Consider the following 18,719-nt stretch of genomic DNA (forward strand, 5'->3'; position numbering starts at 1 on the left):
CTTGAATGCGTGAATCACTGAAACCGCTTATGCACCATCTGACAGGCAGGGTGTAGCGCCGGTTACGACTTATCGGCATCCTCGTGGGATTCATGCGCCAGATGTCCATCCCAGTCTTCAGCCGGGATCTTCGGCTCGGGCGGGTCAGCCATGTAGGATGGCGTCATGATCTGCACATTGTTCTCATTGAACACGGCCACGATATTGCGATGCAGGTCCGAGCGGATTTTCGGAATGATGCTGCCACGCGTGGTGTAACCGTTGATTTGATAATTGATCGCGTAGTCGGCCAAAGCGGTCCACAGAACAAAGGGTTCGGGCTTGGCTTTGATCCCTTTGGTGCGGCGTGCGGCTTCGATCAGCATGGCCTCGACCTTCTCGGGGGGTTCTTCATAGCCAATCCCGACCGTCGTGTGCAGCAGCAACCCGCTGCCATCGGTTTTCTTCGAGAAGTTCACCACATCCGAATTCATCAACTGTGCGTTCGGGATCGAGATCAGCTCATTCTTGATCGATTTCAGATGCGTCTCCATCAGCTTGATCTGCACCACATCGCCGATATGATCGCCGATCTGGATGCGATCCCCGATCGAGGTAGACCGGCGATAGATCACAAAAAGCCCTGCCAGCATGTTCGACACGACCGAGTTCGCGCCCAGCGACAGCATCGCGCCCACCAGAATGGTCAGCCCCTGAAACGCAGCCGAATCCGAGCCTGGGATGTATGGGACCGCAAACACCAACGCGATCAGAATGACAACGACGCGCGCGATATTGAATGTCGGGTTCACCCAATGGCTTTCAAAATCTCGCATCTCGAAAGTGCCGGCCTCGACCGCATCAAAGAACACGCGCATCCCTTTGATGACATACAGGGTCACCCATGTGATGAGGGCCAGCATGATCAGGTTGGGGATGTAGCTTATGACGCCCTTGAAAATCACCAGTACCGGTTCGGTCAGGTAGGTCAGCAGCAATTGCGCGAAATACCGGGTTTCGGCAAAGGACAGAAGAACGAAGGACAGGTAGTAGTAAAAGCCCAGAAAGAAGATCACCAAAAGAATAAAGTTAAGGCCATAACGGACCAGGGCGGCAATCGCCTCGGCCTGAACGCTTTTGGCTGTGGCTGTTTCGACATCTTTCAGGTGGCGGCTCACAAATCGCAGCGTGCGTCGCCGAATACGACGGTGCAGCCAAAAGATGACAACAACAAACAGAGCAAACCCGACCGTCCAGGCGATCGCCTCAATGGTCCCTGAAACCAGAGCCTCCTCTGTTCGGTTGGCGCGATAGGCCACAATGGCTTCTTCAATGGCGGTTCCGTGCAGAACGCTGAGGACGTCCAGTTGCATCTGGTCCAGTTCCGCATCGGCGTCGGTGACCAGCGAAACCTGCGTGCCGTTGACCAGGATCATCGTTCCCAGTTCGGTCTCTTGATAGGTGATGGTCACGCCCGGCGCATCGGATGCTTCGGCCGCGGCAATGATGTTGTTCTGAACGTTTTCGGCGCGCTCTGGTGCGGGCAGGGCGCTGGAGCCACGCAAAAAGAAAAGAGTTTCGCCATCGACGATGACCGGAGCCTTGAAACTGTCCGATTCCTCTTCCAGCTCTGCCGCAGGATTGGTTGCGTCCTGAGCGAAGGCGGAGACAGCGAACATCCCAAGCCACAAAGCGATGGCCAACAGGCGTATTGTCAGACCGGGATACTGGCGAATGTGCGTCATTGGATCTCCTGCCGCCCAACTATATCGACGCAAACACGTGTTCATAGGACTTAACTGCAACGCCTGGCCAATTCTTTGATCATTATATGGCATTCGGCGAAAAAACCTGCCCTGCCATTCCTTGCAAACAGGCAGTTCAAAGAATAGGTTCTCGCAAAATTGGCGGAGCCCTTCCGCAACAGCAAACCAAAAGGAATATCCCATGGAAGGTGGCGCTATCGCCCAGTTTCTCCCGCTGATCCTGATTTTCGCGATCATGTATTTTCTGCTGATCCGTCCGCAGCAGAAAAAGATGAAGGAACATCAGGCCATGGTCGAGGCCGTGCGCCGCGGCGATCAGATCGTCACGCAGGGCGGGCTGATCGGCAAAGTCTCGAAGGTCAAGGAAGGCGAAACCGAGGTCGAGGTGGAAATCGCCGACGGCGTCAAGGTTCGTGTGGTCAAAGCCACCATTGCGCAGGTTCTGAACAAAACTGAACCCGCGAAGTAACTTCGCGCCACAATTCCTTGAAAAGGCAGGGTAATGCTGCAAATTGACACCTGGAAGCGGGTTCTGATCTGGTCGGTCTGTGTGATCGGCCTGCTCTTGGCCCTGCCGAATGCGTTTTATACGCGAGTCGAGCAATCGAACGATGCCAAAGCGGCGATCGAGCTTGGCGTTGATACCCCCGAGATGCAGGCCGAGGCTGCGCAATGGCCAAACTGGCTGCCATCTTCGCTTGTTAATCTGGGCCTCGATTTGCGTGGTGGTGCGCATCTGCTGGCCGAGGTTCGGGTCGCCGATGTATACGAATCCCGCATGGATGCGATGTGGCCGGAAATCCGCGACGCGTTGCGAGATGAACGGGCGACTGTGGGCACTATCCGCCGTCAGGACTCGGCCCCGGATGAGATTCGCGTCCGCATCAGCCAGCCCGAGGGCATGTCACGTGCGCTGGAAGTGGTGCGCGGACTGGCTCGGCAGGTACAAACCCTGACCGGCGTCGGCGCAACCGACATCGAAGCCCGCGCCGATGGCGATACAATTGTCGTGCAACTCTCCGAAGCCGAGAAACTGGCCTCGGATGATCGTACTGTGCGCCAGTCACTGGAAATCATTCGCCGCCGTATCGACGAGGTCGGCACGCGTGAACCGACCATTCAGCGGCAGGGAACGGATCGTATCCTGATTCAGGTGCCCGGCATTGGCAGCGCGGGTGAGTTGAAAGAGATCATTGGAACCACGGCGCAGCTGACCTTCAATCCGGTCGTCTCGCGCGGAACCGACCCCGACGCGGTACCCGGCATCGGGCAAGAGGTCGTCCCCTCGATTGACGAAAACGGCGTGTTTTACATCATCGAGTCTGCCCCCGTCGTCACCGGCGAAGAACTGGTCGACGCGCAGCCCTCTTTCGATCAGAACGGTCGCCCGGCCGTCAGCTTCCGGTTCAACACGTCCGGCGCACGCAAGTTTGGCGACTACACGCTTGAAAATATCGGCGCGCCTTTTGCCATCGTTCTGGATGACGAAGTGATCTCGGCCCCCGTGATCCAAAGCCATATTCCCGGCGGGTCGGGAATCATCACCGGTAATTTCACAGTCGAGGAAAGCACCAATCTGGCCGTCCTGCTGCGCGCCGGTGCGCTGCCTGCGGGTCTGGAATTCCTCGAAGAACGTACCATCGGCCCGGAACTTGGGCAGGACAGCATTGATGCGGGTAAGGTTGCAACCCTAGTGGCCTTTGCCGCGGTGCTGGTCTTCATGGCACTCAGCTATGGCCTGTTTGGTTTGTTTGCCAATATTGCTCTGATCCTGAACGTCGGTCTGCTGTTCGGCCTGCTGTCACTGATCGGGGCCACGCTGACCCTGCCGGGCATCGCCGGGATCGTTCTGACGGTCGGCATGGCGGTGGACGCAAACGTGCTGATCTTCGAGCGTATCCGCGAGGAGCTGAAATCTGCCAGAGGGCCAGCCCGTGCGATTGAACTGGGCTATGAAAAGGCGTTGTCGGCCATTCTGGACGCCAACGTCACCACTTTCATCACCGCGACGATCCTGTTTGCCATGGGCAGTGGCCCGGTGCGGGGCTTTGCCATCACTCTGGGCCTGGGCATCCTGACCTCGGTCTTCACCGCGATCTTCGTGACGCGTCTGATGATCGTGATCTGGTTCGAACGCCGCCGTCCGAAAACGATCGAGGTTTGACATGAGACTGAAACTCGTACCGCAAAACACCTCGTTCGATTTCTTCAGCCGCTGGAAAGTCTGGCTGGGCATCTCGGGCCTGATGATGGTGATCGCCTTCACTTCGTTCCTGCTGCAGGGATTGAACTTCGGCATCGACTTCCGGGGCGGCACCACGATCCGGACCCAATCCGCGCAGGAAATCGACATCGGCGCTTATCGCGATGCGATTACTCCGCTGGAACTGGGCGATGTGACCATCACCGAAATCTTTGACCCGACCTTCGGCGAAGACGAAAATGTCGCGATGATCCGCATTCAGGCGCAAGCCGACGCCGAGGCCGTCTCGGCGGCGACCGTCACTGCGGTCGAGCAAGCCCTGCAGGGGGCGGTGCCTGACATCCAGTTCGTGTCCGTCGAATCCGTCGGCCCTAAAGTCTCGGGTGAACTGATCCAGACCGCCGTCATCGCAGTGGCGTTGGCCATCGGAGCGGTCCTGGTGTACATCTGGCTACGGTTTGAATGGCAGTTCGCGCTTGGCGCAGTGGCTGCTCTGGTCCATGACGTAATCCTGACCATTGGCATCTTCTCGGAGCTGCAAATCCGGTTTGACCTGGCCATTATCGCGGCCCTTCTGACTATTGTCGGCTATTCGCTGAACGACACCGTGGTTGTCTTTGACCGCGTGCGCGAGAACCTGCGGAAGTACAAGAAGAAAGACCTCAAAGAGGTTCTCAACATCTCGATCAACGAAACGCTCAGCCGGACGGTGATGACCTCGGTCACCACGCTGCTGGCGCTGATTTCGCTCTATGTGTTGGGCGGAGACGTCATCCGTGGCTTTGTGTTCGCGATGATCTGGGGTGTGATCGTGGGGACGTATTCCTCGGTCTTTGTGGCCTCGACCATCCTGCTGTGGCTGGGGGTCAAACGCGACTGGTCTAAACCGTCGAATACGGCGGGCAACCAGTTTGCAAACATCGACGCCTGAATTTTTTGGCCAGTCCCCCACGGGACTGGCCGTGATCTTATTGGCGGCCTTTCTCGGCGGTATTGTGCGGGGTTTTTCAGGCTTTGGAACAGCACTGATCTTTCTGCCCATCGCAACGCCGTTCCTGGGCCCGTTCGGCGCCTTGATCGGCTTGACGATCATGGACATCTTCGGCCCCTTGCCAAATCTGCGCCGCGCATGGCGTGAGGTGAACCGGGGTGATCTGTTCCGCCTGCTTGCGGGATGCGCGCTGGTTCTGCCGGTTGGTCTCTGGGTCCTGACGCGGGTGGATGCGGATGTATTTCGATATGCCGTCAGCCTGCTTGCAATGATCATGCTGGCCATTCTCATCCTTGGCCTGCGCTATCATGGCCATGTCGGCCGGGCGATGGTGGCAGGCATCGGAGGTGCTGCGGGGTTTCTGGGCGGTGCGGCAGGTCTGCCGGGTCCGGCGGTGATTCTGTTCTACATGTCCCGTCCGCTGCCAGTGGCGGTGATCCGTGCGACAATCCTGCTGTTTCTGTTCGCCTTCGATTTCCTGCTGCTTGGCTATCTCAGCGGCATGGGCCGCATAACATTGCCGGCTGTTCTTCTGGGTTTGGTTCTGGCGGTGCCCAATCTGGCTGGGAACTGGCTTGGCGGCTGGATGTTTCGACCTGAACAGGAGAAACTCTACCGCGCTGCCGCTTATCTGGCGATTGCGCTTGCCGCCTTGTCGGGCCTGCCCCTTTGGGGCTAAGAACGCCCTATGCGGCTGAATGAGATCACATACACCAACGCAACCCCGGTTGACGGCTATGGCCCCGGCTTCTTCCGCATCGGCGGCAAACTGTATAACGGGCAGGTTCTAACCGGTCCGTCGGGGACTGCCCCGTGGGGCGGATACACAGATATCGAACCGCTGCTGCAATTGGCCGCGCATGTAGACGTTCTGCTCATTGGAACCGGTGCGGAACTCCACCACATCCCGCCCACGCTGCGCAACAAGCTGGAACAGGCAGGCATTGGCGTCGAGATCATGAATTCCCCCGCCGCATGCCGCACTTACAATGTGCTGCTCTCCGAAGGCCGCCGCATCGCGCTCGCCCTGATCCCGGTCTGAATATCCGCTCTTCATCTGGCCACAAATATCCCGGGGAGCGTGAGGGGCTGGCCCCTCACTCCCGCGCCGCCACACAGCCCCACACCACCGCTCTGCGGCAATTCCGACCTTTTGCCCGCATCCACAATCCGCTAAGCGGGCATCATGACTCTGACTGTTACCGATCTGGCCATTGCCCGTGGCGGCATCCCCGTCCTCGAAGGGCTCAGCTTTTCGCTCAGCGCCGGGCGGGCGTTGATACTGCGTGGCCCGAACGGGATCGGCAAAACCACTCTGCTGCGCACGCTGGCTGGTCTGCAACCGCCACTGGCGGGGCACATCGAAGGGGCCGAAGATCAGATTGCCTATGCCTCGCATTCCGACGGCCTGAAACCTACATTGACCGTTGTTGAAAATCTCAGCTTCTGGGCCTCGGTGTTCGGTACCAACGATATCCAGCCCGCGCTGGATGTCTTTGCCCTGAACGATCTGGCGGATCGCCATGCCGGTAACCTTTCTGCCGGGCAGAAACGCCGCCTCGGTCTGGCGCGGATGCTGGTCACAGGTCGTCCGATCTGGATGCTTGACGAGCCCACAGTCTCGCTGGACAAAAACGCGGTGCAAATGTTCGCTGACGCTGTCCGCGCGCATCTGGGGCAAGATGGCGCGGCCCTGATTGCAACTCATATCGACCTTGGTCTGGACGGAGAGGTTCTGGATGTCGGCCCCAACAAGGCCAAACCCAAACCCATCGAAGATTTTGACGGAGGCTTCCTGTGATCGCCCTGCTGCTGCGCGACCTGAAACTGGCCTTCCGCGCGGGCGGGGGGTTCGGTCTGGGGCTGGCCTTCTTCCTGATCGTCACCGTTCTGGTGCCGTTCTCTGTCGGTCCGCAATCCTCGCTGCTGTCGACCATCGCGCCGGGTGTTTTGTGGCTGGGTGCTTTGCTGGCCTGCCTGTTGTCGCTTGACCGTCTGTTGGCGCTCGACTGGGAGGACGGATCGCTCGACCTGCTCGCCACCGCACCGCTGCCGCTTGAGGCGGTCGTGACCATCAAGGCGCTGGCCCACTGGCTCACCACGGGCTTGCCACTGGTGCTGGCGGCCCCTTTTCTGGGAGTGCTGCTGAACCTGCCCGTGCCCGGGTTCTCGTGGCTCGTAATGTCGCTATTGATCGGCACCCCAGCCATGAGCGTCATCGGCACGTTCGGTGCTGCCCTCACCGTCGGTCTGAAGCGCGGAGGCCTACTGCTTTCGCTGCTGGTGCTCCCACTCTACGTTCCAACCCTGATCTACGGGGCCGAGGTTGCCCGGCGCGGCGCCACAGGAATGGAGACGCTGACACCTTTGCTGATGCTGGCCGGTATCACAGCGGCCACAATCGCTCTGCTTCCTTTCGCCAGCGCTGCGGTTCTTCGCATCAACCTTCGGTGACGTCTCCAAACTTTGACCGATGTCAATTGAGAACGCACCCGACTCGGACTAGATAAGGCCCATGTCTATCGCAGCCAAAGCCAACGCCCTCTGGGAATACGCCAACCCGCGCAAGTTTCTGGCGACCAGCGAACGGGTCATGCCGTTCTTCTGGGTCACGTCGCTTGTCTGCATCATCGTAGGGCTGATCTGGGGGTTCTTCTTTACCCCGGATGACTACAAACAGGGCTCGACCGTCAAGATCATCTATCTGCATGTTCCGTCGGCGCTGATGGCAATCAATTGCTGGCTGATGATGCTGGCAACATCGCTGGTCTGGCTGATCCGCCGCCACCACGTCAGTGCTCTGGCGGCGCGCGCGGCGGCCCCCATCGGCATCGTCATGACGCTGATCGCGCTGGCGACGGGCGCCATCTGGGGGCAACCCATGTGGGGCACCTGGTGGGCCTGGGATCCGCGCCTGACGTCTTTCCTGATTCTGTTCCTGTTCTATCTAGGTTACGTCGCCCTGTGGGAGGCGATCGAGGACCCCGATACCGCGGCAGACCTCACTTCGATCCTGTGTTTGGTGGGATCGGTTTTCGCCCTCCTCAGCCGCTATGCAGTTAATTTCTGGAATCAGGGCCTGCATCAGGGCGCATCGGTGATGCGGGCCGCCGCCGTCACCGGAGCGGATACTGAAGAGAAAGTCAGCAACATCTATTTCTATCCGCTGCTGCTGTGCATCATCGGATTCGTCTTGCTGTTTGTCGCGCTGGTCCTGTATCGCACCGGGACGGAGATCCGCGCCCGCCGCGTCAAGGCGCTGCTTGCACGTGAAAGGGTAAACGGATGATCCCCGATCTTGGAAAATACGCAGACACAGTTCTTTGGTCCTATGTTGTCTCCATCGGGTTGCTGTTGGCCTTGATTCTGTTCAGCGTCGCAAAAGGCCGAAAGGTGCGGGCCGAGATGGAGCAGATTGAAAGCCGGATGACGACCAATGGCTAAAATCTCGCCCCTGATGATTGCTCCACCGCTGATTTTCGGCGCATTCGCGGTCCTGGCCGGGATCGGCATGTTCCGTGAGGACCCAAACGCGCTGCCGTCGGCGCGCGAAGGTCAGCCCGCGCCGCCGGTTATGCTGACGGAATTTCAGGGCAAACCGAATTTCGACGATGCCACCCTGAGGGACGGCGAGGTCAAGCTGGTCAACTACTGGGCCAGCTGGTGCGCGCCCTGCCGCGTCGAGCACCCCAACCTGCAGGCATTGTCGGACGAGGGCATCCCTGTTTACGGCATCAACTACAAAGACAAGCTCGACAATGCCGAAGGCTTCCTGACCGAGCTCGGCGATCCCTATAAAGGCATCGGACGGGATGAACAGGGCCGCATGGGGCTTGACTGGGGCGTTTATGGCGTGCCCGAAACCTACGTGATCGACGGTGAGGGTACGATCCTTTTGCGCTTTGCCGGGCCGATCACGCAGCGCGTCATCGAAAGCACGATTCGCCCGGCGCTTGAGAAAGCCGCAGGCGGCTCATAAACGATAGCCACCGGTGACGGCCAGTACCTCACCGGTGATGAACGACGCTGCATCCGATGCCAGAAACCTGACCACCTTCGCAATATCGTCGGGTTCGCCTGCACGGCCCAGGGCCGTATCCTTGACGAAAAGCTCAGTCAGTTCCTCGGAACGAGGTGCTTCGGGAATGTTGATCGCACCCGGCGCGACCGCGTTCACACGTATCCCGGCGGACCCTAACTCTTTGGCCATGGCGCGGGTCCATAAGTTCAGCGCGGCTTTGCTGGCCCCATAAGTGGCCGCTCCCAGAGGTGGCAACACCGCATTCATCGAGGAAATGCTGACAATCGCAGCCCCGCGTTGCAGATGTGGCAATGCTGCCGCTAATAGGGCCGCTGGTGCAAGCAAGTTCAGATCCAGAATCGCCCGATGCGCCTTAGCCTGAAAATCCTCTTTCGGGGTCGACTGGACCAATCCCGCATTGTTCACGATCACATCCAGCCGCCCGAACCGCTCCATCACCTGCTCAACCACGGCCACAGGCTGATCCGCGTCGGTCAGGTCCGAGCGTATTGCCAGCACGTCAGGCTGTAACATCTCCGTGTCCGGCCGCGTAGAAAGCCACGAGAAAGCAACATGATGATCACGGCGCAAATCTTCGACGATCGCGCGGCCAATACCGCGCGCGCCACCCGTTACCAATGCCACCTTATCCATGACCACCTCCCGCTTGCAGCAAATCCGGATTGCGACGAAACTTCAACTTCTTCTGTTCAAAAATACCTCGGAGCGCGAGGCAGAGCCTCGCAAAAAGAAAGGACGCCCAAAGGCGTCCCCTCAGACTTCTCATGTTGCGCTGTCTCAGCCTGCCTTGGCGAGGTTACGCAGCACGTAATGCAGCACACCACCGTTTTCGATATATTCGATCTCGGGCGCGGTATCGATGCGGCATTTCAAGGTGATGGTTTTCTCGGTCCCGTCGCCATAGACGATGGTGCAGGGTACCTCCTGCAGCGGCTGGATCGTGTCGAGCCCGTGGATCGAGACGGTCTCGTCTCCGGTCAGACCCAGCGACTTGCGCGTGTCATCGCCGGTGAATTCGAACGGGATCACACCCATACCCACCAGATTCGAGCGGTGGATACGCTCAAAGCTTTCGGCGATCACCGCCTTGACGCCCAGCAGAGCGGTCCCTTTGGCGGCCCAGTCACGCGACGAGCCCGCGCCGTACTGTTCCCCACCAAAGACGACCAGCGGAGTGCCCTGTTCCTGATAGGCCATCGACGCCTCGTAGACCGAGGTCTGCGTGCCATCGGGGCCCTTGGTGTAACCACCCTCGACTCCGTCCAGCATCTCGTTCTTGACGCGGATATTGGCGAAGGTGCCGCGCATCATGATCTCGTGGTTGCCACGGCGCGAACCATACGAGTTGAATTCGCGCGGCTGAACCTGACGATCGGTCAGATATTTGCCCGCAGGCGTGGTGGTCGCGAAAGACCCGGCAGGCGAGATGTGGTCTGTGGTGATCATATCACCGAGTATCAGCAGAACCTTGGCCCCGTCGATATTCGAGATAGTGCCCGGCTCGGGGCTCATGCCCTGGAAGTAGGGCGGGTTCTGGATGTAGGTCGAGGTCGGTGGCCAGTCATAGGTTTCCTGCTGCGGAACCTCAACGCTCTGCCATTTCTCGTCGCCCTTGAAGACATCGGCATATTTCGACTGGAACGCTTCGCGGGTCACGGTTGCCTCGACCAGTTCGGCGACTTCCTGAGCGGTGGGCCAGATGTCTTTCATGAAGACATCGTTGCCGTCCTTGTCCTGACCAATCGGTTCCGAGGTCAGATCGATATCCATCGTACCGGCCAGCGCATAAACCACAACCAGCGGCGGTGAGGCCAGATAGTTGGCGCGCACGTCCGGCGAAATCCGACCTTCAAAGTTACGGTTGCCCGACAGAACCGAGGTGGCAACCAGATCGCCTTCGGCAATCGCATCGGACAGTTCAGCCTGAATGGGTCCCGAGTTACCGATACAGGTGGTGCAGCCGTAGCCCACAAGGTTAAAGCCTACCTTGTCCAGATCTTCCTGCAGGCCAGCGGCTTCAAGATAGGCGGACACAACCTGCGAGCCCGGTGCCAAAGAGGTCTTGACCCAGGGCTGACGGTTCAGGCCCAAAGCAGCCGCTTTGCGCGCCACCAGACCGGCCCCGATCATCACATAGGGGTTCGACGTGTTGGTGCAGGATGTGATCGAGGCAATCACGACCTTGCCCGATTCCATGGTATAGTCCTCGCCCTTGACGGCGACTTCCTTGCCCATGGGGCGTTTGAAGGTCTCTTCCATCTCTTTGGTGAACGCGGCCTTAGCGTTGGTCAGCGCAACATAGTCCTGCGGGCGTTTCGGGCCCGAGATCGCGGGAACGATGGTGCCCATATCCAGCGACAGCGTATCGGTATAGATCGGCGCATAGTCCGCGCCACGCCAGAAGCCGTTCTCTTTGGCATAGGCTTCGACCAGCGCGATACGATCCTCGTCGCGGCCGGTGTTGCGCATGTAGCGCAGAGTCTCGCCGTCGATGGGGAAGAAGCCACAGGTCGCGCCGTATTCGGGGGCCATGTTGGCGATGGTGGCACGGTCGGCCAGCGGCAGACGGTCCAGACCTTCGCCGTAGAATTCGACGAACTTGCCCACAACGCCTTTTTCGCGCAGCATCTCGACGACCTTCAGAACAAGGTCAGTACCGGTGGTGCCTTCGACCAGATCGCCAGTCAGTTCAAAGCCCACAACCTCGGGGATCAGCATCGAGATCGGCTGACCCAGCATCGCGGCTTCAGCCTCGATCCCGCCGACGCCCCAGCCCAGAACAGCCATGCCGTTGACCATGGTGGTGTGGCTGTCGGTGCCGACCAGCGTGTCGGGATAGGCGACTTCTTCGCCGCTCTGATCGGTGTCGGTCCAGACGGTCTGGGCCAGATATTCAAGGTTCACCTGATGGCAGATGCCGGTGCCGGGGGGCACAACGCGGAAGTTGTTGAACGCGTTCTGGCCCCATTTCAGGAACTGGTAACGCTCCATGTTGCGCTCATACTCGCGGTCCACGTTCATCTGGAAGGCGCGCGGGTTGCCAAACTCGTCGATCATGACCGAATGGTCGATGACCAGATCGACCGGGTTCAGCGGGTTGATCTTCTGCGCGTCGCCGCCCAGACCCTTGATCCCGTCGCGCATCGCAGCAAGGTCAACAACCGCCGGAACGCCGGTGAAATCCTGCATCAACACGCGGGCAGGGCGGTACGCGATTTCACGCGGGTTCTTGCCGCCATTCGCGCCCCATTCGGCAAAGGCCTTGATGTCGTCGACCGAGACCGAGAATCCGTCATCCTCGAACCGCAGCATATTTTCCAGCACCACTTTCAGCGCGGCGGGCAGTTTCGAGAAATCACCCAGACCGGCCTCTTGCGCGGCGGGGATCGAGTAATAGGAAATGGACTTGCCATTCACGCTCAGGCTGCGGCGTGTCTTGGCGGTATCCTGTCCGACTTTGATGGGCATCTTATGGCCTCCCTCTCAAATGACGTGGAATATGGGATTCGCTGAGGGGTATCTGCATGACGTTGGCCTTCGGTTCAAGGTCCAACAGGCTACCTGCGGCAATTTTTGTATACCATTGCACACATTTTTGTAAAAATCCGCGATTTGCGTCTCAAGAAACCTTGATTGGTGGGTGAAGCGCCAACCGTTTAAATTGTCTTCATCACCCATCACACCGAGTCCGTACATGTTTAAAACTGCCACAATTGCTGTTCTTTCTCTTTTCCTTGCCACCTCGGCGCAGGCCGAATCCGATCCCGTTGTGATCGAGCTGTTTACCTCGCAGGGATGTTCGTCCTGCCCGCCAGCTGACCGTATGATGCATGATCTTGCCCAGCGCGAGGATGTGATCGGGCTGGCGTTGCATGTCGATTATTGGGATTACATCGGATGGAAGGACGAATACGCCAAGCCATCCCACACGAACCGTCAGCGCGCCTATGCGCGAGAAGGCGGTCGGTCGATGATCTACACCCCTCAAATGGTCATCAACGGACAGCAGGACGTTGTCGGGGCCAAAGCGCTTGAGCTAGAGCAACTGATCAACGCACATCTGACCGCCGCGCCCGAAGCCGAAGTCAGCGCCTCGTTAACCGGGGATGAGGTCACGGTGGACGTGTCACCGGTCGAACTGCCCGAGGGGGCAGTGTATGACGTGCGTGTCGTTCAGTATTCACCGATGCGCCACGCCTCGATCCGGCGCGGAGAGCTGGCGGGTTATGATCTGGACTATGCCAATGTCGTCGAAAACTGGCAGGTCGCGGGTCAATGGGACGGAGTTGCCCCTCAGACCTTCACCGCATCGCTGCCGTCGGATTTGCCTGCTGTTGTGTTGGTACAGCGGGTTGGCCACGGGCCAATCGTGGCCGCAACACGGGTGAAATGATCAGGGCATGTCCTCGGGCTGCACGCCCAGTTTTTTCCAAGCTTTCCACCGGCGGTGGATCCAGAACCATTGACCCATATTCTGACGTACCATCGATTCCAGGTCGTCATTTGTAAACTGGGTCATGGTTTTGGCGTCGGTATGGGGCACGGGATCATGTAGCACGATCTCAAAATCGATCCCGTTGGATTGTCGCACAGCGTAGCACGGAATCAGAACGGCCTTGTATTTCATTGCCAATTCAGCGTTCAGCACGGATGTCACAGCTGGTTTTCCGAAAAAGGTCAGCTCTTCCCCACCATGGGCGTGCAGATCCGAGACGATGGCGATGATTCCACCGCTTTTCAGTGCGCGCACCATTTCCACCATGCCGCGACGGCCCTGTTCGAACATCGGTTTGCCCGTGCGATGGAAGGCGTCCACATACATGTCGTTGAAGTAAGGGTTGGCCATCCGGCGGTAAAGACACCCGATGGGTTTGCCGCTGCGGGATTGCAGGGCGATGCGAGCGGCCAGATAATGCCCAAAATGCGCGGTGATCATCATAAGTGGACGGCCTTCGGCAACCGCTTGATCGAAGGCTGCGACCCCGGGCCCTGACACTTTCGCAGTGCTTTGCCGTTTGGTGAAATCTTCGGGCGAGAAGTGCTCCATAATCGCGCGGCCGGCGTTGTCTGGCACAGCCTTGCAAATCCTGTCCACCTCGTCCTCGGGCAGGTCAGGGCAGGTGAGCTTCAGATTGCGCCGTACCCGTTCGCGAAACCCGACAAGCGGGGCCAGCCAACGCACGACGGCACCCATCGCAGCGATGCGGCGCTCGTAAGGCAGCAGGTGCATGCCACCGATTACACCCTTCAGAAACAAATTGGCGACGTAGTATTTTCCAAGCTCAAATCGGCTCAGCTCCGACTTTTCTGCGGGCATGGGAGGGCTCACCTGGCGTTGTGATTTGCCGGATCAGACATACAGTTCCCGAATTGCGATCTCAAGGGCGAGAAGAAGATGGCAGAAGATCGCAGTACTATTCCGAGGCCGTCTCCTTTTCGATCAGCGTCAGGGCGCCCTCATCCATCAAAGTTCGAATGGTGGCCACGATTTGTGCCATAGCGGCCTCAGCGTCGGATTGTTTGACCTTGCCCCGTTCCGCTATTTCTTCACGCAAATTATCAGCCATTCGCGAAGATATGTTGCCAAGGATATACGCCGCAGCCTCGGCATCTTCGGCAGAGGTGGCACCCGCCAGCGCCGCGACCAGCTGAGGCTGCTCGACACCGCGCAGGATCGCGGGGACATCGCGTGGCTGAATGCGTGAGGGGATGTGGGAAAAGATGAAAATGGACTGCCGGACCGCGTTGGCAAATTCGGCATCTTCCTCATCCAATGCGGTCAGCAGGCCATCACGTGTAGATGCGGTCGACTGGTTGAGGATCGCACCCACCCGGGCACCTGGTTCTTCCTGAAAGGCCGGAATCGGACGTTGATCCAGTTGCGCGGCCAGAGACCACCCAATTCTCTCAACCGCTTCGGGGGTGACATTTGCAGTCTGGGAAATGGCATAAGTGATACGCCGCGCCGTGGGGCCGGGCAAATGGGACAGCAATTGCGCCGCTTTGGCGGTATCCAGTTTAGACAGCATCACCGCCGCAACTTCGGTGCTTTCTGCCAGGGCTATTTCAGCGAGATTTTCGGGCGGAACGTCCTGCAACCTTTGCCAGGGATCGCCGATCTGTCGCACGCCGGCCTGTTTGCGAAGTCGCGCCGCCGTCGTCGGGGCAAGTTTGCTGTCCACCGCATCCAATGCACCGGCAAGACCATGCGGAAAGGCAAGCCCGACGCTGTCCAACGCGTCGGCGAATTCGTGAGCGACTGCGGCCAGTGTGACCCGGTCAACCAAGCCCATATGTCCGAGTTGATGGGTCAACTGTTCCTGCAGCGCGTCGGGCAGTACTTCCAGCGGGATATCTGCCCCTTCACTTAACAGAAGCCGTACGACCACAGCGGCCTTTTCTTTGCTGTTGAGAAGGCGCGGAACCACATGTGGGTTCGGGTCGGGGGGATCAGTGTTCAAAGCCTGTGCCGGGGATGACATCTGAACAAGTGAGTTTGCGTTTTGCATCTGCCTGTGGTGCCAAGTTTCGCGTCACAGGCAGATTAGCGAGAGTCGGGTAAAGAAACCCTGAACCTCAATAGTTGAACGTCAATCCGGTCCGGATAGCCTCGCGCAGGGAGGCTTCGGCCCATGAGCCTTCGCCGCCTCGGGCCTTGATCTCGCGCCATTGTTCAATGGCCTGATCGGTTTTACCTTCGGTGACAAAGCCCTGACCCATATACGAACGGGCCAGAATGTTGTCGGGATTGGTTTCGATGGCGTTGGTATAGAAAACATTGGCCAGCTCAAGCTCACCCATTTTGCGGTAGGTAAAGCCCCAATAGGTCAGCACGCGGTCATCGCTTTGGTCCATAATGCGCAGGATGTCCTGCGCGTTTTCGAACTGGCCGTCATAGGCCAATTCGCGGACCGCATCATACAGCTCGTCCTGCGTGAAATTGGTTTTGTCCGGTTTGACGCACCGTCCCCTGTCAGCATCAAATACACGCCCGAACAGGCATTTTTTAGTTGTGTTGGTGGGCTTGGGAGGGCTGGCCCCTCCACCACCCGCCGCATAGAGGGCAGGGACGAAGGCAAATGCCTGAATGGCAATTGCGGAAACAAGAACGAGACGCATTTTCCTACTCCGTGAACTGGGCTGCTTGATTCAAGCATAGTGTGAACTGATACAAAGCTAACAACCGCGGCCTCGCTTTTATTCACAAGTAGGAAAGTACTATTCAGCTGTTTACGATTTTCGCGCAGCTATGACTGTCTGCGTCCCAATAGGTGCCCGGAGCACAGGATTGAGTTTGCTTACTGTCGTTCCCGCAGGCCATCGCGACCGTGGCCGAGCCTGTCAGCGCCAATGCGCAAAGTAGTGTGCGGATCATCATGGGTCTCCTGTTCGGATGGATGTTTAAATCATATCCGAATATGACCGATGACGCAAAACCCGCCGGGTCCGGAGCTTAGATTTTTCGTCGAAAAATCTCGGGCGGACCCGGCTGGGTGCGGTAGCTCAATCAGTAGAGTTACGCTCCGAACACGCGTTCGAAAATCGTATCGACATGCTTGGTGTGATAGCCGAGGTCGAATTTCTCTTCGATCTCTTCCGGGCTAAGTGCTGCTGTGACGTCAGGGTCTGCCAGCAGCTCTTCTTTGAAATCGGTGCGATGCTCCCAAACCTTCAGCGCATTGCGCTGAACCATGGCATAGGCGTCTTCCCGGCTTACACCAGCCTGGGTCAGGGCCAGCAGGACACGCTGGCTCATGACCAGACCGGGGAACTTGTTCATGTTCTCCATCATGTTCTCGGGGAAGATCAGCATCTTGTCGATCACGCCGGTCAGGCGGGACAGCGCAAAGTCCAACGTGATCGTGGCATCCGGCCCGATCATGCGTTCGACCGAGGAATGCGAGATATCGCGTTCATGCCAAAGCGCCACGTTCTCCATCGCGGGGATCACAGCTGCGCGGACCATGCGGGCCAGACCGGTCAGGTTCTCGGTCAGGACCGGGTTTTTCTTGTGCGGCATGGCAGATGAGCCTTTCTGGCCCATCGAGAAGAACTCGGCCCCCTCCAGCACCTCGGTCCGCTGCATGTGGCGGATTTCGATGGCGATGTTTTCGATGCTGCTGGCGATGACGCCGAGCGTCGCAAAGAAGGCCGCGTGGCGGTCGCGGGGGATGACCTGCGTGCTGATCGGCTCGGGCACAAGGCCCAGTTGATCGCAGACATGTTCCTCGACGGCCGGGTCGATATTGGCGAATGTACCAACCGCGCCGCTGATCGCTCCGGTGGCAATCTCAGCCCGCGCATCCCGCATGCGGGACAGGTTGCGGTCCATCTCGGCATAGAACCGCGCGAAGGTCAGGCCCATCGTGGTTGGCTCGGCATGGATGCCGTGGCTGCGGCCGATGCGGACAGTATCCTTATGTTCAATCGCGCGGCGTTTAAGGGCGGCCAGCAGACCTTCGAGGTCCTCGATCAGGATATCCGCAGCGCGAGTCAGCTGGACGTTGAAGCAAGTGTCCAGCACGTCCGACGAGGTCATACCCTGATGCACAAAACGCGCTTCTTCGCTGCCGACATGTTCGGCCAGATGGGTCAGGAAGGCGATGACGTCGTGCTTGGTGACGGCCTCGATCTCGTCAATGCGGGCCACGTCGAATTCCACGTCCTTGGCTTTCCACACCGCCTGCGCGTTTTCACGCGGGATCACGCCCAGATCGGCCATGGCGTCGCAGGCATGCGCCTCAATCTCATACCAGATGCGGAATTTGGTCTGGGGCGACCAGATGGCGACCATATCGGGGCGGGAATAGCGGGGAATCATTGGCGGCAGCACCTTTTTATGGTTGGGATGAGGCGTTGGCGCGGGGTTTAGCCGCGCATGACCAAAGGAACAAGGCGCGAGTTCAGGTATGAGACGGTTTGCCCTGATTTTGGTCCTCTGGCCCGGTGTTTTGGAGGCCGAGGTGTTTCTCCCATGGTCGGGGGACGAGATTCTGTCGGCCTTGTCAGGTCAGAAATTGGGTTATGGTGAAGGCGTCTGGCAAACCTTCGACGCCTCGGGTGTCACGCACTACTTTTCGGGTCGACCAGGTGCCGGTCGCTGGGCGGTTCGAGAGGACCAGTTTTGTTCGCTTTGGCCGCCATCCAACCTATGGGCCTGTTATGACGTACAACAACACGGGTCCGTCGTGCGGTTTGTCGACCGAAATGGTGGCGCAACGAATGGAACCTACGCGGCATGAACCTGCCAACCCGCCTGATCGATTTTGAAGGAGCCTGGCACCTGACGCGTGTCATTCGCGACGCGCGAGCCGGGCAGGTGGTCGAGGCGACGGGTTTGGCGCGGCTTAGGCGGGCAGGGGATGGTTTGATCTATGATGAAGAGGTAACTCTGCGCATTCCGGGGCAGGCCGAGATGAAAGGCACGCGCCGGTATCTTTGGCGCGATGCCCAAGACCGGGTTGCCATTCATTTTGAAGACGAACGTTATTTTCACGCGCTGAAGCTGGGTCTGGCCGGGGCTTCGGATCACCATGATTGCCCGCCGGACAGTTATGATGCGGTCTATGATTTCTCGGGTTGGCCGCGCTGGACGGTCAGGTGGATTGTGTCCGGGCCCAGAAAATCTTATGAAATGGAGACCGAATACACGCTGCGATAGCGCAATCAGCTTGCAGCAACGGTTCAGAACGGGCATTGCTGCGGCAGCAAACATGTCCGAAACGGGAGAAGTTGAAA

The 18,719-nt window shown here is 58.7% G+C and carries 21 protein-coding genes; 13 read left to right on the forward strand and 8 right to left on the reverse strand.

The features are described from left to right. Positions 1-62: 62 nt before the first annotated feature. Complete coding sequence (locus ACR0K4_RS00630) at positions 63-1,724, reverse strand: mechanosensitive ion channel family protein (protein ID WP_480852443.1); 1,662 nt, start codon at positions 1,722-1,724, stop codon at positions 63-65. A 202-nt stretch (positions 1,725-1,926) separates the two neighbouring features. On the opposite strand from ACR0K4_RS00630, the gene yajC reads away from it, so the two are divergent. The 10 genes from yajC (at position 1,927) to ACR0K4_RS00680 (ending at position 8,918) form a co-directional block, all read left to right on the forward strand. Continuing rightward, positions 1,927-2,214 (forward strand): preprotein translocase subunit YajC, encoded by a 288-nt coding sequence (gene yajC, locus ACR0K4_RS00635; protein WP_480515770.1) that lies wholly within the window; start codon positions 1,927-1,929, stop codon positions 2,212-2,214. A gap of 33 nt (positions 2,215-2,247) precedes the next feature. After that, entirely contained in the window at positions 2,248-3,909 is a 1,662-nt protein-coding gene (gene secD / locus ACR0K4_RS00640; RefSeq protein ID WP_480852444.1) for a protein translocase subunit SecD, read from the forward strand. Position 3,910: 1 nt separating this feature from the next. Then, entirely contained in the window at positions 3,911-4,879 is a 969-nt protein-coding gene (gene secF, locus ACR0K4_RS00645) for a protein translocase subunit SecF (RefSeq protein ID WP_480515768.1), read from the forward strand. 31 nt (positions 4,880-4,910) lie between these two features. After that, entirely contained in the window at positions 4,911-5,618 is a 708-nt protein-coding gene (locus tag ACR0K4_RS00650) for a TSUP family transporter (protein WP_480852445.1), read from the forward strand. 9 nt (positions 5,619-5,627) lie between these two features. Then, the gene (locus tag ACR0K4_RS00655) at positions 5,628-5,981 is read left to right on the forward strand and encodes an Mth938-like domain-containing protein (protein WP_480515766.1); all 354 of its coding nucleotides are present in this window, start codon (positions 5,628-5,630) and stop codon (positions 5,979-5,981) included. Between the two features lie 144 nt (positions 5,982-6,125). After that, complete coding sequence (gene ccmA / locus ACR0K4_RS00660; RefSeq protein WP_480515765.1) at positions 6,126-6,740, forward strand: heme ABC exporter ATP-binding protein CcmA; 615 nt, start codon at positions 6,126-6,128, stop codon at positions 6,738-6,740. Further along, positions 6,737-7,393 carry a heme exporter protein CcmB gene (gene ccmB, locus ACR0K4_RS00665; RefSeq protein WP_480852446.1) on the forward strand — a complete coding sequence of 219 codons (657 nt, stop codon included), beginning with the start codon at positions 6,737-6,739 and terminating at the stop codon, positions 7,391-7,393. The genes ccmA and ccmB overlap by 4 nt, the downstream gene beginning before the upstream one ends. A gap of 61 nt (positions 7,394-7,454) precedes the next feature. After that, the gene (locus ACR0K4_RS00670) at positions 7,455-8,228 is read left to right on the forward strand and encodes a heme ABC transporter permease (protein WP_480852447.1); all 774 of its coding nucleotides are present in this window, start codon (positions 7,455-7,457) and stop codon (positions 8,226-8,228) included. After that, entirely contained in the window at positions 8,225-8,383 is a 159-nt protein-coding gene (ccmD, locus tag ACR0K4_RS00675; protein WP_480515762.1) for a heme exporter protein CcmD, read from the forward strand. The genes ACR0K4_RS00670 and ccmD overlap by 4 nt, the downstream gene beginning before the upstream one ends. Then, a complete protein-coding gene (locus ACR0K4_RS00680; RefSeq protein WP_480515761.1) occupies positions 8,376-8,918 on the forward strand; it encodes a DsbE family thiol:disulfide interchange protein in 543 nt (180 codons plus the stop codon). Before ccmD ends, ACR0K4_RS00680 begins: the two co-directional genes overlap by 8 nt. On the opposite strand, the gene ACR0K4_RS00685 is transcribed toward ACR0K4_RS00680, so the two are convergent. Next, the gene (locus ACR0K4_RS00685) at positions 8,913-9,614 is read right to left on the reverse strand and encodes an SDR family NAD(P)-dependent oxidoreductase (RefSeq protein WP_480852448.1); all 702 of its coding nucleotides are present in this window, start codon (positions 9,612-9,614) and stop codon (positions 8,913-8,915) included. The genes ACR0K4_RS00680 and ACR0K4_RS00685 overlap by 6 nt on opposite strands. 144 nt (positions 9,615-9,758) lie before the next feature. Further along, the gene (gene acnA, locus ACR0K4_RS00690) at positions 9,759-12,449 is read right to left on the reverse strand and encodes an aconitate hydratase AcnA (protein WP_480852449.1); all 2,691 of its coding nucleotides are present in this window, start codon (positions 12,447-12,449) and stop codon (positions 9,759-9,761) included. A gap of 226 nt (positions 12,450-12,675) precedes the next feature. Between acnA and ACR0K4_RS00695 the strand changes: the two genes are divergently transcribed. After that, the gene (locus tag ACR0K4_RS00695; RefSeq protein ID WP_480515758.1) at positions 12,676-13,374 is read left to right on the forward strand and encodes a DUF1223 domain-containing protein; all 699 of its coding nucleotides are present in this window, start codon (positions 12,676-12,678) and stop codon (positions 13,372-13,374) included. On the opposite strand, the gene ACR0K4_RS00700 is transcribed toward ACR0K4_RS00695, so the two are convergent. The 5 genes from ACR0K4_RS00700 to purB all read right to left on the reverse strand — a co-directional run bounded on the left by ACR0K4_RS00700 (position 13,375) and on the right by purB (position 17,802). Next, positions 13,375-14,298: a lysophospholipid acyltransferase family protein gene (locus ACR0K4_RS00700; protein WP_480515757.1), complete on the reverse strand. Its 924-nt coding sequence runs from the start codon at positions 14,296-14,298 to the stop codon at positions 13,375-13,377. 97 nt (positions 14,299-14,395) lie between these two features. Then, entirely contained in the window at positions 14,396-15,463 is a 1,068-nt protein-coding gene (locus ACR0K4_RS00705) for a flagellar motor switch protein FliG (protein WP_480852704.1), read from the reverse strand. A gap of 94 nt (positions 15,464-15,557) precedes the next feature. Next, complete coding sequence (locus tag ACR0K4_RS00710) at positions 15,558-16,100, reverse strand: tetratricopeptide repeat protein (protein ID WP_480515756.1); 543 nt, start codon at positions 16,098-16,100, stop codon at positions 15,558-15,560. A gap of 103 nt (positions 16,101-16,203) precedes the next feature. Next, the gene (locus ACR0K4_RS00715; protein ID WP_480852450.1) at positions 16,204-16,356 is read right to left on the reverse strand and encodes a hypothetical protein; all 153 of its coding nucleotides are present in this window, start codon (positions 16,354-16,356) and stop codon (positions 16,204-16,206) included. A gap of 141 nt (positions 16,357-16,497) precedes the next feature. Then, the gene (gene purB, locus ACR0K4_RS00720; RefSeq protein ID WP_480852451.1) at positions 16,498-17,802 is read right to left on the reverse strand and encodes an adenylosuccinate lyase; all 1,305 of its coding nucleotides are present in this window, start codon (positions 17,800-17,802) and stop codon (positions 16,498-16,500) included. Positions 17,803-17,890: 88 nt separating this feature from the next. Here purB and ACR0K4_RS00725 point away from each other — a divergent pair, with 88 nt between their 5' ends. Both ACR0K4_RS00725 and ACR0K4_RS00730 read left to right on the forward strand, forming a co-directional pair. Next, entirely contained in the window at positions 17,891-18,223 is a 333-nt protein-coding gene (locus tag ACR0K4_RS00725; RefSeq protein ID WP_480852452.1) for a hypothetical protein, read from the forward strand. Continuing rightward, positions 18,220-18,642, forward strand: coding sequence for a DUF6314 family protein (locus ACR0K4_RS00730; RefSeq protein WP_480852453.1), 423 nt, complete (start codon positions 18,220-18,222; stop codon positions 18,640-18,642). The genes ACR0K4_RS00725 and ACR0K4_RS00730 overlap by 4 nt, the downstream gene beginning before the upstream one ends. Positions 18,643-18,719: the final 77 nt, after the last annotated feature.

This window comes from Ruegeria sp. K11, from assembly GCF_056531905.1.